General features: G+C 63.7%; 12 protein-coding genes. 10 read left to right on the top strand and 2 right to left on the bottom strand.

The window, feature by feature from the left end:
- Positions 1-39 precede the first annotated feature (39 nt).
- A complete protein-coding gene (locus B133_RS0106540) occupies positions 40-1,020 on the bottom strand; it encodes an ABC transporter substrate-binding protein (protein ID WP_018599925.1) in 981 nt (326 codons plus the stop codon).
- Between the two features lie 265 nt (positions 1,021-1,285).
- Here B133_RS0106540 and panD point away from each other — a divergent pair, with 265 nt between their 5' ends.
- From panD to B133_RS0106490, 10 genes are all read left to right on the top strand, one after another.
- On the top strand, positions 1,286-1,696 hold the full coding sequence (gene panD, locus B133_RS0106535; RefSeq protein ID WP_018599924.1) for an aspartate 1-decarboxylase: 411 nt from the start codon (positions 1,286-1,288) through the stop codon (positions 1,694-1,696).
- The gene (locus tag B133_RS0106530) at positions 1,696-3,045 is read left to right on the top strand and encodes a lysine N(6)-hydroxylase/L-ornithine N(5)-oxygenase family protein (protein ID WP_018599923.1); all 1,350 of its coding nucleotides are present in this window, start codon (positions 1,696-1,698) and stop codon (positions 3,043-3,045) included. The genes panD and B133_RS0106530 overlap by 1 nt, the downstream gene beginning before the upstream one ends.
- Positions 3,046-3,376: 331 nt before the next feature.
- Positions 3,377-4,843 (top strand): condensation domain-containing protein, encoded by a 1,467-nt coding sequence (locus B133_RS0106525; protein ID WP_018599922.1) that lies wholly within the window; start codon positions 3,377-3,379, stop codon positions 4,841-4,843.
- Positions 4,844-4,864: 21 nt separating this feature from the next.
- Positions 4,865-6,193 carry a hypothetical protein gene (locus B133_RS0106520; RefSeq protein WP_018599921.1) on the top strand — a complete coding sequence of 443 codons (1,329 nt, stop codon included), beginning with the start codon at positions 4,865-4,867 and terminating at the stop codon, positions 6,191-6,193.
- Positions 6,190-7,560, top strand: a complete 1,371-nt coding sequence (locus B133_RS0106515; protein WP_018599920.1) for a hypothetical protein — start codon at positions 6,190-6,192, stop codon at positions 7,558-7,560. The genes B133_RS0106520 and B133_RS0106515 overlap by 4 nt, the downstream gene beginning before the upstream one ends.
- A 79-nt stretch (positions 7,561-7,639) precedes the next feature.
- Positions 7,640-8,983, top strand: coding sequence for a hypothetical protein (locus B133_RS0106510; RefSeq protein WP_018599919.1), 1,344 nt, complete (start codon positions 7,640-7,642; stop codon positions 8,981-8,983).
- Positions 8,980-10,332 carry a hypothetical protein gene (locus B133_RS0106505; protein ID WP_018599918.1) on the top strand — a complete coding sequence of 451 codons (1,353 nt, stop codon included), beginning with the start codon at positions 8,980-8,982 and terminating at the stop codon, positions 10,330-10,332. Before B133_RS0106510 ends, B133_RS0106505 begins: the two co-directional genes overlap by 4 nt.
- Positions 10,329-11,687: a hypothetical protein gene (locus tag B133_RS0106500; protein ID WP_018599917.1), complete on the top strand. Its 1,359-nt coding sequence runs from the start codon at positions 10,329-10,331 to the stop codon at positions 11,685-11,687. Before B133_RS0106505 ends, B133_RS0106500 begins: the two co-directional genes overlap by 4 nt.
- 127 nt (positions 11,688-11,814) lie before the next feature.
- Complete coding sequence (locus B133_RS0106495) at positions 11,815-14,787, top strand: RND family transporter (protein WP_018599916.1); 2,973 nt, start codon at positions 11,815-11,817, stop codon at positions 14,785-14,787.
- A gap of 87 nt (positions 14,788-14,874) precedes the next feature.
- Positions 14,875-15,252 carry a nuclear transport factor 2 family protein gene (locus B133_RS0106490; protein ID WP_018599915.1) on the top strand — a complete coding sequence of 126 codons (378 nt, stop codon included), beginning with the start codon at positions 14,875-14,877 and terminating at the stop codon, positions 15,250-15,252.
- Between the two features lie 78 nt (positions 15,253-15,330).
- On the opposite strand, the gene B133_RS0106485 is transcribed toward B133_RS0106490, so the two are convergent.
- Complete coding sequence (locus tag B133_RS0106485; protein WP_232423352.1) at positions 15,331-16,272, bottom strand: alpha/beta fold hydrolase; 942 nt, start codon at positions 16,270-16,272, stop codon at positions 15,331-15,333.
- Positions 16,273-16,286 lie beyond the last annotated feature (14 nt).

Below are 16,286 nucleotides of genomic sequence, written 5' to 3'. Positions count from 1 at the left end.
GCCGCTGGAGGCGGCGGGGCTTCGAATGCTGTTGTCGGCTCAGGCGTTGGCCAGATCGGCGACCGGCCGGCCGTTGAGGGCGTTGGCCAACTGCGGCGTCACCACATCGAGCGCGTAGAGCAGCGAGTCAGGACCGCTGTAGGTCAGTGCATCGCTGAGCTTGGAGTCGAAATTGGTATAGAGCGTACGATCCTGGCTCACCACGCTCAGGCGAGCGAATGCCGGCGATTTGAGGAGTTCCTGCTTCGTGGCACCGTTGACGAACAGCACGTCGCGGTCGAGCAGTCCCAGCTTCTCCTCACTGACGTCACCCACCACGTCCTGGGTGTTGAAACCCAGCGCGGTGAACAACGAACGGCGGGGGTCTTTGGCGCCCAATAGGTAGTGTCCGCCGTCAGCCGGACCGAAATCGACCACCAGGGTCTTGCCATCGAATTCCGGGTTCTTCGTGCGAGCCTCATCGATGCGTCCTTGTACCTGATCCACCAGTGCCTTTGCCTCGGCTTCCTTTCCGAGCGCCTTGCCGGTGGTTAGCAATTGGACGTTCCAGGGGGTTTCCTCGTCGGCATAGTCCGACGATTGGATGACTGTTGGAGCGATCTGCGACAGCCGATCGTAGGTTTGCCGATCTATGGTCTCGTAAATCGCCAGGATCAGATCGGGCTTCTGCGCCGCGATGGCCTCGAAGTCGATCGAGTCGGCACCCCATGTCGGTACGCCCTTACCATCGGTTGCCTTCTGAACCCACGGCAAATCGTTGTAATTTTGCGCAAATTCACGACTGCTGACAGGTACCACCCCGAGCGGGAGGACGAAATCCTGATCGGTCCAGCCCACGGTGACGACCCGGCTGGGGTTAGCCGGAACCTTTGTCTCGCCGAACTTATGGCTGATCGTGGCCGTGGTATCGGTTGCCGTCGACGTGGATTCGCCTCCGCAGGCGGACACCAATCCGGCGACGACGGCAGCGGCGACGATCGGCATCATCAGCCGGCGCCACGCTCCTTTTTGAAACTTCATTCGCGAACTCCCTTTCCCTGTGACGATCCTGGCAAATCTTAGTTTAGGCTGCCCTTACTCATGCGCGGTTTCCACCCGGTCCAAATCCGGCAAAAGTCGTGCGAGCGAAAGTGCCGCAAGCACTTTGGCGTGAGGCAACATCTATCCGCCAGCAGATGCTAGCGCTTGCAGATCCTGTGATTTAGGTTAGCCTTCGCTAGGCACTTACTGAGCTGCGTTGCGGTACAGCCGTGTCTTTCTGATTGCAAGAAGAATGGGGTAGGCAATGCAGCGACAAGTGCTTGGAAGCAAGATTCACCGGGCAACGGTGACGCAGGCGGATCTGCACTACGTTGGATCCATCACGATTGACGCGAATCTCATGGAAGCCGCTGACATCATCGAGGGCGAACAGGTGCATGTCGTCGACATCACCAGTGGCGCCCGATTGGTCACCTATGCCATTACCGGAGCACGCGGATCGGGTGTCATCGGTATCAATGGTGCTGCAGCACACTTGATCTCGCCATCGAACCTGGTGATCATCATGTCGTTCCTACAGCTCGACGAGGACGAACGCGCCGGACATCAGCCCAGAGTTGTGCACGTGGACGCCGACAACCGGATCGTCGCGCTGGGTTCCGACCCGGCTGAACCGGTGCCGGGGTCGATGGGCCAGCTGGTGGGTCGGGTGTGATGTCGGCCAACGGAACTCTCCCGCACAACGGGAACAATGGACACGGAAACAACGGCCCCGACGAGGTACTCGATGTCCTCGGCGTAGGCTTCGGCCCGTCCAACCTGGCTCTGGCGATCGCCATCCGCGAATACAACGACAGCCATCCCACCGAACGGCCGATCCGTGCTGAGTTTGTCGAGGCGAAGCCGGAATTCGGTTGGCACACCGGTATGTTGATCCCTGGCACTACCATGCAGATCTCGTTCCTGAAAGATCTCGTCACCCAGCGTAACCCGCAGAGCGGGTTCACTTTCTTGAATTACCTCACCGAGCGGGGTCGGCTCGCCGAATTCATCAACTACAAGACGTTCTTCCCCACCCGCCTGGAGTTCCACGACTATTTGACCTGGGCCGCAGACAAAGTGGATACGACAGTTCGCTACGGTTCACGGGTGGTCGGACTGCGTGATGCCGACGGGGCCTTTGACGTCATGGTTACCGGCAGACACGAGGGCGTACTACGGGCTCGCAATGTGGTGATTGCCGGAGGGCTCGAGCCGCAACTACCGTCGGGAATCCGCCGCAGCATTCGCCAGATCCATAATCACGGACTGCTCCAGGACCTCGAGGTGATGCCGGAGAACCTACACAACCGTTACGTCGTTGTCGGGGCGGGGCAGAGCGCAGCCGAGGTGTGTGCGTATTTGCACTCGCTATCCCCGGACATCGAAGTACACGGGGTCTTCGCCAAGTATGGTTTCAGCCCGGCCGATGACAGCCCGTTTGCCAACCGGGTGTTCGACGCGGACGCGGTAGACGATTTCTACGTCGCGCAACCAGGTGTGCGTCGCAAGCTCATCGACTACCACCGCTCGACGAACTACTCGGCTGTCGATTTGGTGCTCATCGAGGAGCTCTACGCCCGCGAGTATGCCGAGCGGGTGGCCGGTCACCGACGGCTGTTCCTGCGTGGCGCGTCAAGCGTGCAGCGCGCCGACGAGCACGAAAACGGTGTGACGGTGCAAATCCTGCATCACCCCACGGAATCGGTCGACGAGATCGAATGCGATGCCGTCATTTACGCCACGGGATTTCTGCCGGCCCGCCTCGACCGCATTCTCGGCGAACTGTATACGGACGTGGTGCTCCAGGACGGGCAGCCGGCGGTGTCGCGCGATTACCGGCTGTCAACAGTGCCGGCCACCGCCGGCAACCTGTACATCCAGGGCAATACCGAGCACACCCATGGGCTGACATCCTCGCTGCTGTCCAACATCGCAGTGCGCAGTGGAGAAATCCTGGGATCTATCGTCGCAAACTCAAGGGCCAAGACCGTCGTCGGTGCCGGCGCTGCTGCTACAGACTGACCCATCGCCGCGCCGATCACGACTGTGATCGGCGCGGCGGGAACGATCACCATGCGGATCAAACCACCCTGAGCGAACGTTCGACACAGAAGCTACGAACGTCACCGTGCCACTCGGGCGTTTGTGCATGCAACCCGCAAAAGCCCGCATTCATTGGGCTTGTCCGCGTTCTGCTCATCGACCGGGGCCGACCGGAAGCGGTGACGACAATGCGCAGAACAGGGTGAATCGCTTACTTCGCGACTAGTGCACACAAGCGCGCCACAGCGCCCGTACCACCCTAATTTCTGTCGTATCGCGTTGACGAAAACCGAACGGCAAGGAGCCAGGAATGGTCGCATTGGGCAACATCAGCGGATGGCAGCCTTCGGATGGTCCGGTGACCACGTGGATGGCGTCACACGGCGCACGCGCTGCGGCGCACGCTGCGAAACGTAGCACCCTGCCGCCGACCTATCAGCGGGCACAGCACCTTCGGAAGGCGTACATCGGCAAGACCTCAGGCAAGCAGCTCCCCCGCCTGATGGTCGTGGGCTGGGATATTCCTGGTGTCTGTGACATTCCGGCGATGACGGCCGCGATCAACGCACACGTCCGTCGGCACGACGCCTACCACGATTGGTTCGAGTTCGACAACGGTGCATTCGTGCGGCGGACCATCGCGGATCCCAGGGTGATCGATTTCGCTCCAGTGGAATTCGGGTACATGACTGCCGAGGAAGTTCGCAACCACGCGTTGGCGGCAACGCCCGAAACACTTCAATGGGATTGCTTCACATTCGGTATCGTCCAGCACACCGGCTACTTCACGTTCTACGCCAGTATCGACCATCTGCACATCGACGGTATCTCTGCCGGCGTGATCTTCTTCGACATCCACTTGATGTACCACCACCTGATCACCACCGGGATCGAGGATGCGCAGTCCGCGCTTGCGCCTGTCAGCAGCTACCGCGATTTCGCCCGTCGGCAGCATGACTTGCTCGCCGGCTTGACCATGTCGTCTCCCGAGGCCAGGGATTGGATCGAGTTCGCGCGGGACGCGAATGGCGCCTGGCCGAGTTTCCCGTTGCCGCTTGGCGACAAGCCCGGCGATAACGTAGGCCGATTCGTCACCGTCGACCTGCTGGACGATGTGGCCACCGAGTCGTTCGACACCGCATGCTGTGCCGCGGGCGCGCGTTTCGTCGGCGGTGTCCTGGCGTGCGCCGCGCTCGCCGAGCGGGAATTGGCCGGAACCGAGACCTATCACGGTTTCACCCCTTACGACACGCGGACGCCGAGCGTCGATGCAATGACCGTCGGCTGGTTCGCGAGTTTGTTTCCGGTCACCGTACCGACGAGCGACGGGTCATTTCCCGCGGCGGCGCGCGCTGCACAGCGGTCCTTCGACGGCGCCAAACACCTCGCAGACGTGCCACTCGACCGAGTGCTGGAACTTGCGGCGGCAGCCGGGAGCGAGATCGAGCCCCCCGTGCGGCCATCGATGATGGTGTCCTATATAGATTTTCGGAAGATCCCGGTGTCCTCGCTATTCGACGAGACCAACTTCGGAACCTACGGCGACAACCTGAACAACGGCGAAATCAACATGTGGATCAACCGGCACACCACCAAGACCACGGTGACGGTCTCGTACCCGGACAACGCGGTCGCGCGAAAATCGGTGCACAGGTATATCGCGATGTTGTGCCAGGTCTTCGCCCACGTCGCACAGACCACCGCGGACTGGATCGAACAGCTTGCCCATCACGCGAATTCGAGTGAGCGGTGCGCTGTGTGCACCGCGAGCAGCTGACAAGCAAAGGGCATCACGATCATGAACAACGTCCTCGATCTGGTCGACCAGACCATCTTCCGTGTGGAGCGGGCAGCCGGTGTCACCAACCTGATTCAATGTGTCTGGACCTATGACCGACCGATCGACGTAGACGGGCTGCGCCGGTTCCATCGCCATCTTCGGCACGGGCGGTTGGCACGCCGGGTCGAGCTGTCCCCCTTACCTTTCGGACGGCACCGCTGGGTTTCCTCCGCCGACTACGACGAGCTGGAAATCGTCGAATCACCGCGGCCGCGTGAGGAGTTCCACACTTGGCTGGCCGAGCAGGCCGACACTGCGCTGGATGCCGAGCGCGGGCCCGGATGGCATCTTGCGGCGTTGCCGTTCACCGACGGCGGAACCGGCGTGAGCCTGGTGGCGTCACATTGCCTCACCGACGGCGTCGGTCTCACCGAAGCCGTTGCAGCCGCGGCATCCGGTGACGACAACGCCATCGATTGGCCGGCTGCGCAGTCGCGACACCGCTGGCAGGCCCTGCGCGAAGATGCTCGCCAAACCGTACGCGACATGCCCGCCGTCGGTCGCGCAATCGGCGCCGCAGCACGATTTGTCCGGCGCGACGGCAATGGCACGTTTTCCACGACCACATCACCGCGAGCCACCGAAATTGATGAAGTCATCGCGCTCCCAACGGCAATGATCTTCGTCGACGCCGACGAGTGGGACGCCCGCGCATGTTCACTCGGCGGGACCAGCAACACACTCCTGGCAGCATTTGCGGCCCGCCTCGCCCAGGAACTGGGACGAGTGGCCCCAGACGGGTCGGTCACCTTGACGATGCCGATCAACGAGCGCACAGCCGGCGACAACCGCGCCAACGCCATCACGAATGTCGACATCCCGGTCGACCCGACACCGGCGACAACCGACCTGCGTGCGATCCGGGCCGCGATCAAGCAAGCGCTGATCCGCTCCCGGGAAGAACCCGATGCACGGTGGACACTACTGCCCCTTGTTGTTCTGGTGCCTGAGCGGCTCGGCAAGCGATGGGTCGGCGCAGCCACCAACAGTGCCTCCAGCGTGGGCGCGTCCAACGTCGGTGCAGTCGATCCGGCCGCGAACCGGCCAGACGGCACGGACGCCGATTCCTTCGCGATGATGTCGCGTAGCTCCGGCATGACCACCGCGACGATGCGCCAGCTCGGTGGCCTGCTGTCGCTGCTCTCGGGCAGAGCGCAGGGACGGGTGTTTGTCTCGGTCGTGGCGTACCAGCCGGATCACGCCAACTCGGATCATCAACTGCAGAACCATGTTTCGCGTGCGCTGAAGGAATTCTCGCTTGACAGGAAAGAGAGTGTCGAAAAATGAGCAACGTGATCGATCTGGTCGACCAGACCTTCTTTCGCCTCGGGCAGGCAGCCGGTGTCGGGCAGTGCGTCTGGGTGTATGACCGCCCCGTCGACGTCGACGGGCTACGCCGGTTTCATCACCATCTTCAGCACGGGCGGCTGTCGCGGCGCATCGAACGCTCACCCTTGCCGGTCGGCCGGCACCGCTGGGTGACACCCAGTGACCAGCCCGAGCTGGAAGTCGTGGCGACGCCACGGCCGCGCGCAGAATTCGACGCCTGGCTGACCGAGCAGGCCAACACGCCACTGGATGCCGAACGCGGACCCGGATGGCACCTCGCCGCACTGCCATTCACCGACGGCGGCACCGGCGTGAGCCTTGTCCTCACGCATTGCCTCACCGACGGCATCGGAGGGTGCATCGCGATCGTGGAGGCAGCGTGCGGGTACGACAACGCGATTGACTGGCCCGCTGCCGGATCCCGCCGGCGGTGGCAGGCGTTGCACGAGGATGTCCGCCAGACCTTGCGTGACATCCCCGGTATTCGCCGGGCCGCCGTGACCGCCGCGCGAATCGCTCGGCAGAATCGTCGCAATACCGAACCAGCCGCTCGGCCCCGCCCTGCGGTCGCCGGTACCGACGAGATCGTCTCTCTGCCAACCGCAACGGTGTTTCTCGATGCCGGCGAGTGGGACGCCCGCGCGAAGTCGCTCGGCGGGAGCAGCAACACGTTGCTCGCGGGGCTGGCGAGCCGTCTCGCGGAGAGAATGGGACGAGTGGCCGCAGACGGCTCGGTCACCGTGGCCATGCCCGTCAACGAGCGCACCGCTGACGACACTCGCGCCAACGCGGTCGCGATGGTCGACATCACGGTCGACCCTGCACCCGCCGCAACGGACCTCCGCGACATCCGGGCCGCAACCAAGCAAGCTCTGATTCGGCACCGGGAGTCACCCGACGAACGGAAAGAACTGCTGCCGCTGGTTCCGCTGTTGCCGGAACGGCTCACCAAGCGAATGATCGGCGTGGCCACCGGCGGCGCGAACAACGTCGTCGTCTCATCCAACCTCGGCGAAGCCCCCGCAGCCGTCAACCAGCCGGACGGCACCGACGCCGAGCGCATTGCCCTGTTGTCGCGCTACCCGGGCGTGACGAGGACGCTGATGGATCAGCTCGGCGGGGTGCTGGTGGTGCACTCGGGTGCAACGCGGGGGCAGGTCTTCGTTTCGGTCCTTGCGTACCAGCCGGGCCGCTCCAACACGAATGACGAATTGCAGGAGACTCTTTCGAAGGCACTAGGCGACTTCTCCCTCGCCGGCACCGTGGGCTGGTTGAGCACAACGTGCGAAACCGCGGAAATCGGTGCTAATCCCGGCTATCGCTGACAAGCGCGACACGGCACCGGCGAAGCCGTAACTTCGGTCTCACTCGGATGTGTACGACAAGCGAAGGGACCCAAGGGAAATGAGCAACGTACTCGATCTGTACGACCAGACGTACTTCAGCTTCGAGCGGGCGGCCGGAGTCACCAGCGTGTTGCAGTGCGTCTGGGTATATGACCGCGCCATCGATGTCGACGGGCTGCGCCGGTTCCATCGTCATCTCCAGCAGGGCCTGTTGTCTCGCCGTATCGAACGCTCACCGCTGCCGTTCGGCCGGCACCGCTGGGTTGCCCACAACGATCGGCCCGCGTTGGAGATCGTGGCGACGCCGCGCTCGCGGGGCGAGCTCGACGCGTGGCTCGATCAGCAGGCCAACACCCTGCTAGATGCCGAACACGGACCCGGATGGCACCTCGCGGTGCTGCCGTTCACCGACGGCGGCACCGGGGTGAGCCTAGTCAGCTCCCACTGTCTCATCGACGGCGTCGGGCTCTGCGAGGTGTTGGCAGCCGCGAGTTCTGGCTGCACCGACAAGATCAGCTGGCCGGCTGCCGGGTCACGCCGGTGGTGGCGGGCCGTCCGCGACGACGCCAGTCAAACCGCACGTGACCTGCCTGCCATCGGCCGAGCCCTCCTGGAAGCCGCCCAGTTCGTCCGACAGCACCGCAGCGGCGATGGCGCGCCGGTCACGCGGTTCACCGGAACCGACGAACATGTCACTCTGTCCACAGCAACGATTTTCGTCGATATCGAGGAATGGGACGCCCGCGCTCACGCACTCGGGGGAACCGCCAACACTCTGCTCGCGGGTCTGGCGGCCCGGCTGGCCCGGCGCGTGGGGCGGGTCACCGCGGACGGCTCGGTCACTCCGTCGATACCGGTGAACGAACGTACCGCCGGTGATACCCGGGCCAACGCCATCACCAACGTCGATATCACCGTCGACCCAACGCGAGCGACTACCGACCTGCGCGCGATCCGCAACGCAACCAAGCACGCACTGATCCGTGCCGAGGCAGAGCCCGACGAGCGGTGGGCACTGCTACCGCTGGTCCCCCTGCTGTCTGCGGGGCTCACGAGGCGGTTGGTGGGTGTGGCCACCGGCGGTGCGTCCAACGTCGTCTCATCCAATCTTGGGGCGGCTCCCCCGGCCCTCAACCGCCCTGATGGCACCGACGCCGACTACTTCGCGATGAAGTCGCTGTACCCGGGGATGACCAACTCGATCATGCATCGCACCAGCGGAGTGCTGGCCTTGCTCTCGGGCAGAGTGCATCACCGGGTCTTCGTCTCCGTGCTGGCACATCTACCCGGTCGTATCGACTCAAATAACGATCTGTGGCAGCACCTTTCACACGTTCTCGATGAATTCTCGCTCACCGCCACCACGGGCCGGGAAGCGATCACGGTGGGAGCAGGAAAATGAACAACGTCCTCGACCTGTTCGACCAGACGGTGTTCGTCGGCGAGCGAGCGACCGGAGCGACCAACCTGCTGCAGTGCGTCTGGGTGTATGACCGCGCCATCGACATCGACGGGCTACGCCGGTTCCATCATCACCTTCGGCGCGGGCGGCTGTCGCGGCGCATCGAACGCTCACCCTTGCCGTTCGGCCGGCACCGCTGGGTGACACCCAGTGACCAGCCCAAGCTGGAAATCGTCGCGACACCGCGGCCGCGCGCAGAATTCGACGCCTGGCTGACCGAGCAAGCCAACACGCCCCTGGATGCCGAACACGGACCCGGATGGCACCTCGCCGCACTGCCATTCACCGACGGCGGCACCGGCGTGAGCCTCGTGACGTCTCACTGCCTCACCGACGGCGTCGGACTCTGCGAAGCATTGGCGGCCGCCACCGCCGGCCAGCACGACCCGATCACTTGGCCTGCCGCCCGGTCACGCGGGCGGTGGCGGGCCCTACGCGAGGACACCCGCCAAACCGCACGCGACCTCCCTGCCATCGGCAGAGCCATCATCGCCGCAGCACAATTCAGCCGGCGCGGCCGCGGCGGCGACGCTGAGGCCCCGGCGTCGCGGGCCGTGCCCGCGCGTGGAGACAAACCCATCACGCTCCCAACGGCAACGATCTTCGTCGACGCCGACGAATGGGACGCGCGGGCCCACGCACTCGGGGGAACCAGCAATACGCTGCTCGCGGCGTTCGCCGCCCGCCTCGCCCACGGAGCGGCACGCGTCACCACCGACGGTGCGGTCGCCGTGACCATCCCCGTCAACGAGCGCACCCCCGGTGATACCCGCGCCAACGCCATCACCAACGTCGACATCACCGTCGACCCGACGACCGCGACCACCGACCTGCGCGCGATCCGCAACGCAACCAAGCACGCGCTGATCTGCGCCGACGAGGTGACCAACGAGCGGTGGGGATTGTTGCCGCTGGTTCCGCTGTTGCCGCAGTGGCTGGTCAGGCGCTGCGTGGGCGTCTCTGCCAACGGCGCGGCAAGCGTCGTCTCATCGAACCTCGGTGTGGTCAACTCCGCCGCCTACCGACCCGACGGCACCGATGCCGACTCTTTTGTCATGAAACCTCTCGGCCCAGGCGTGACCAAGGCAACCATGCATCGACTGGGTGGATTGCTGGTGTTGCTGTCGGGAAGAACGCCAGGACAGGTCTTTGTTTCGGTACTGGCCTATCAACCGGGCCGTTCGAACTCGAATGATGCTCTGTGGCGGAACCTTTCACACGCCCTCAGCGACTTCTCACTCACCGCTACCACGAGCTCGGAAGCGATCACGATGGGAGCCGAACGATGAGCAACGTCCTCGATCTCGTCGACCAGACCGCGTTTCTGGGCGAGCGAGCGACCGGAGCGACCAATCTGCTGCAGTGCGTCTGGGTGTATGACCGCGCCGTCGACGTCGACGGGCTACGCCGGTTTCATCACCATCTTCAGCGCGGGCGGCTGTCGCGGCGCATCGAACGCTCCCCACTGCCGTTCGGCCGGCACCGCTGGGTGACACCCAGTGACCAGCCCAAGCTGGAAATCGTCGCGACACCGCGGCCGCGCGCAGAATTCGACGACTGGCTGACCGAGCAAGCCAACACGCCCCTGGATGCCGAACACGGACCCGGATGGCACCTCGCCGCACTGCCATTCACCGACGGCGGCACCGGCGTGAGCCTCGTGACGTCTCACTGCCTGACCGATGGTGTCGGGTTGTGCGAGGTGTTGACGGCTGCGGCCGCCGGCCGTAGCGACTCGATCGCCTGGCCTGCCGCCGGGTCACGCGGGCGGTGGCGGGCCCTGCGCAAGGACACCCGCCAAACCGCACGCGATCTGCCCGCCATGGGACGAGCCGTCCTCGCCGCGGGACGATTTGCCGCCCGACGGGGGTCTGACAGCCCGACACCCAGCGCGCCGCGTTCGCCCTTCGTCCGGTGCCACGAACGCGTCGACGCCCCGAAAGCAACGATCTTCATCGATGCCGACGAATGGGATGCGTGCGCACAGTCACTCGGAGCGAGCAGCAACGCGCTGCTCGCGGGTGTGGCGGCCCGGCTCGCGGAGCGGGCGGGACGCGTCACCGCAGACGGCTTCGTCACTTTGGCACTACCGGTCAACGAACGCGCCGACGACGACACCCGCGCCAATGCAATCACGGCTGTCGAGGTCACGGTTGACCCGGCGACCGCTGCGACGGATCTGCGTGCGATCCGGGCCGCGATCAAGCAAGCCCTGATCCGCCGCCACGAGATCCCCGACGAGCGGTGGGCGCTGCTGCCCCTGACTCCGCTGTTGCCGCGGTGGCTCATCAGGGCGATGACGGGTGTGGCCCTGGGCGGCGCAACGACCAGCGGGGCGTCCAATCTGGGGGCACTCAACCCGAATGCCAACCGGCCGGACGGCACTGACGCGGAATACTTCGCCATGCGGACCTTCTACCCCGGGATCACCGAGGCGACGTTGGGTCGCACCGGTGGTCTGCTGGGGTTGCTCTCCGGAAGAGTGCACGGAAGGGTCTTCATCTCTGTGTTCGGGTATCAGCCGAACTGTCCCAATACTCTTGACGACCTGTGGCGGGATCTTTCGAGTGCTCTGAGCGACTTCTCGCTCACCGCCACCACGGGCTGGGGAAACCAGCGAGCACAATGCGAAAAAGCGCGGTAATCGGAGGTATCGCCGACTATCGCCGACAAGCGCGACACCTCGCGAACGGCTCCGTAACTTCGTCTCATGCGCGCAAGTATCACGTTGGCGCGCGCGGCAATTCGCGAGCGACCGTGAGGAATTCACCGTGTTAGAACAGACCAGTACCACCAGGACCGCGAAGTGCTTCGACGGTTTCGCCCTGTTGGGTCGCATCGTCGTACGTGCACCCTGGCTCGTCATCGCCGCCTGGATCGCCCTGATCGTCGTGTTGTCGATGACCGTCACCCCGCTGGCGAAGGTTGTTGAACGCCAGACCATGCAACCGCTACCGCCGCAGGCAATGGCAGCCACCCAACAGATGGCGAAGGATTTTCACGAGTCGAACCAGAACATCCTGGTGGTCATACTCACTGACGAGCATGGTCTGAAACCCGCTGACAACGACACCTACCGCACGCTGGCCGACAAGTTGCGCGAAAGCACCGACGCCGTGTCCGGCGTGGAGGACATGATCAGCACGCCCGCGTTGCGCCAGTTGATGGTCAGCGGCGACAACAAGGCGTTCTACCTGGCGGTCACCCTCAAGGCACCACCCGGCTCGCCGCAATCTTCACAGGCTTACCAAGAGATCACGCAGATCGTCCAAAAAGCCACCGCCGGCTCGGGACTCACAGCACATGTCACTGGACAGGCCGCCATCGTCGGAGACATGTCGATCGTGACCGCCCACGACATGCACCTGATCGAGATCGCCACGGCATTGCTGGTACTGCTCATCCTGCTGGTGATCTACCGGCGGCCCGTCACTGTGCTGCTGCCACTGATCACCATCGGGATATCGATTGCCGCGGCGCAAGGTCTGGTGTCTGCACTGACACAGATCGGGCTGAGTGTCTCGTCTTTCACGATTGTGTTGATGACGGCGATGATCGCGGGTGCCGGCACGGACTACGCCGTCTTCCTGATCAGTCGCTATCACGAATATATCCGCTCCGGTATGGATTCCGATCGGGCTGTGCAGCGCGCGCTTGTCTCGATCGGCAAGGTGATCGGCGCATCGGCTGCCACGGTGGCCGTCACGTTTCTCGGCATGATCTTCACCCGTCTGCCCGCATTCACGAGTGTGGGGCCGGCGCTGGCAATTTCGATCGCAGTGGCGTTCGTCGCGGCTGTCACGATGTTGCCCGCTGTTCTCGTGCTGACCGGCCGGCGAGGCTGGATCGCACCACGGCCGCCTCTTACCGGCCGACTGTGGCAGCGCTCGGCGATCCACATCGTCCGACGCCCCAAGGCGCACCTCGTGGTGAGCCTGACAGTTTTGATCGCGCTTGGCGCGTGCGCGCTCTACATGCACCCGACGTACAACGACCGTATGCAGCTGCCGGCATCGGCGGAGAGCAATCAGGGATTCTCCGCGATGGCTGCGCACTTCTCCACGAGCGCTCTACTGCCGGAGTACATCTACATCCAGTCGCCTCGTGACCTGCGGACCCCTCAAACCTTGGCCGATATGGAGCAGATGGCGCAGCGCGTCGTTCAGCTGCCCAACATCGCGGCGGTGCGGGGTGTCACCCGGCCGACGGGCAAGCCGCTCGACCAAACCAAGGTCAGTTATCAAGCCGGTGAAGTCGGTTCCAAACTTCAGGATGCGTCGTCGCAGATCAGCAGCAAGACAAGCGATCTCGATACCCTTGCCGGCGGCGCTCACAAACTGGCGAACACCCTTGGCAGCGTTCGTGACCAGGTCGATCAGGCCGGACAGTCCATGACAGCGATGACCACGACGCTCAGTCAAGTGCAGCAGCTGCTCACGAATGCTCACACGACGCAACTGTTGAACACCATTCGCACCTATGCGAACAACGTGGGAAGCAACCAGACAGCGGCCAACAGTCTTGTCAACGATGCCACTCCAGTACTGAACGCGTTGAACAGCAGCCCGCAGTGCGACGCCGACCCCGCGTGCAGCGACGGCCGTGCGAAGCTACAACAACTGGCTGCCGGCGACGTCGGTCAACCCGACGCGTCGGCACAGCAGGTGCTGACGACAGTCCAGGGGTTGAGCACGCTCATGCAATCCACGAACGCCAGATTGCGGTCTGTCGGGATCACCGACCCAGCAGCCGCGCAACGGAAGATCGTGCAAATGGAGCAGGGCGCCAATGCGCTGGCCGACGGGAGCAACCAACTCGCGAACGGCGTCCAGACCCTGGTCGATCAGACCAAGAAGATGGGCTTGGGAATGAATCAGGCGGCCAATCTGCTGCTGTCGATCAAACACGACGCAGCACAGCCGTCGATGGCCGGTATGTACGTTCCGCCGCAGATATTGACGACCAACGATTTCAAGAACGCTGCGCAGCTGTTCATCTCACCCGACGGGCACTCCGCGCGCTACCTCGTCGAGACGAAGCTCGACCCTTTCAGCACCGCCGCGATGGATCAGGGCCGGACGATCCTGGACACGGCACGAGCCGCGCAGCCGAACACGACACTGTCCGATGCGACGATATCGATGGTCGGGACCACTCCGATGTACAGCGCAATTCGCAGCAACTACAACCATGACTTGCGACTGATCATCGTCCTGACGCTGGCCGTCGTCTTCCTGATCCTGGTCGCGCTGCTCCGTGCGATCGTCGCACCGTTGTATCTCATTGCTTCGGTGGTGATCTCGTACCTGTCAGCGTTGGGTCTGGGAGTCGCGTTCTTCCAGTTCATCTGTCACCAGCAGCTCTACTGGAATGTGCCGGCGATGGCGTTCATCGTGTTGGTCGCGGTCGGTGCGGATTACAACCTGCTGTTGATCAGCCGCATACGGGAAGAGTCACGTAACGGCATCCGCTCCGGGATCATCCGTGCCATCCGTTCCACAGGCGGTGTCATCACCTCGGCCGGAATCATCTTCGCGGCTTCGATGTTCGGCCTGATGGTCGGCAGCGTTTCCACCATGGTGCAGATAGGTTTCATCATCGGCACGGGCCTGTTGATCGACACGTTCGTGGTGCGCACGATCACCGTCCCGGCCGTCGCGGCGCTCGTCGGCCGGGCGAACTGGTGGCCGACAAGGCCATGCAAGGCCGCTCCCGGTCCGCAAGGCGGACACCACAGCGGGTAGTCGGCGCACCAGTCCGCGATCAAGGAGGGTGGCCAAATGGCGGCCCTCCTTGACTGTGGGCCGCGCGCAGATGAACACTGGCGAACCATGAGCGTGGCTGTACTGCGGCAGATGTTCGAGCAGATGGTGGAGAACAAAGACCCCACAGCCATCGAACGCTTCTACCATCCGACATTCGTGATGTTCTCCAACGGCGTCACACAAGACTTCGATGCGTTCGCCGCAAGCCACAGGACCGTCTACGCCACGCCGATCCGCTACTCCGTGGAATACGACGAACAGGCCTGGGTGGAGACGGCCGACAAGGTCGCAGGCCGGGTATGGATCACGACCAGCCGTCCAGGCGAAAGCCCTACTCGTATCGAGGTGGTGTTGATCGCCGCCTTCACCGACGGCAAGATCAGCTGTGTTTGGGAAACGACATGGCCGAGTTGGAACACCTTACCGGCGTTCGAGACCTACTGATTTCCCTGCCGAACGTGGAGTCGTTGGCGAACTGTCGGCATGTTTGGCACAGCCACGTTCACACCTGGCGGCAAGGACTCACACCACGACCGCGAGTTGTGCTGCTGAAGAACGGTTACGGGACACGTGCGCATGACGGCGAGAACCGCGGCGCATCCCCATCGCGCGGCCAATCGCATCGCCGACGCACTCGGCGGCGTCCTGTAGCAACATATGGCCGGCGGCCGGGCGGTGCAGATGAATTGCGCCAGGGATCGCGGCGACGAGGTCATGTGAATGCGATGCCGGAGTCAGGACATCGGCTCCGCCGCTGACAACAAACGTCTTGGCGGCAATGGATTCAAGAGCGTGATACACGTCGTAGCGCTTCAGACTCGGCAGGAAACCGGCAGCTGTCGTCAACGAAGCTGTATGGATGGCGGCAGCGGCCACAGCGGATCCGACCGCGGCGGCCGCAGGGCGGTCACCGGCGAGTCTGCTCAACGCATCACCAAGGGGCCGGACGAGCGCCTGAACGGCCTTGTCCGTTGCCCGTTGCGGCATGCGGTGCACCAGTCCGAACAGCGCGTCTGTCGCAGGTGTTGCCAGCAGGCGACCTACCCCCCGCTCGGCAATACTGCCTGCGGCAGTCCCCACGAGGACCAGGCCGGCCGGCTCGACAGGACGTTGCGACTCCGGGAGACCGAAGTACGCCAGCGCTGCCATACCGCCCATCGAGTGACCCGCCAGAGTGAGCGGACCGGTGATGTGCATCGCGGCCAAGACCTCTGCGAGATCGGCAGCGAGTTGCGAGATCTCGTAGGTGGACATTGCTGCGCCGGCCGACCGACCATGACCACGGTGGTCGTAGGTGATGACACGGATCCTGCCGCCATACCGACGCCTCAGGTGGCACACCTGGAGTTCCCAACTCTCCTGTGAGAGTAGAAGACCATGCAGCAGAATGACTGTCGGCGCGTCGGCGCGTTCAGAGCGGTGATCGGACACCGCGAGACAGACGCCGTCTCTCGTCGTCACCATCCGCTCGACACAGT

The organism is Mycobacterium sp. 155, assembly GCF_000373905.1.
In the GTDB taxonomy this organism is placed as follows: domain Bacteria; phylum Actinomycetota; class Actinomycetes; order Mycobacteriales; family Mycobacteriaceae; genus Mycobacterium.
Note: the sequence above shows the minus strand (reverse complement) of the source record. Positions and strands in the feature narration are given on the sequence as shown.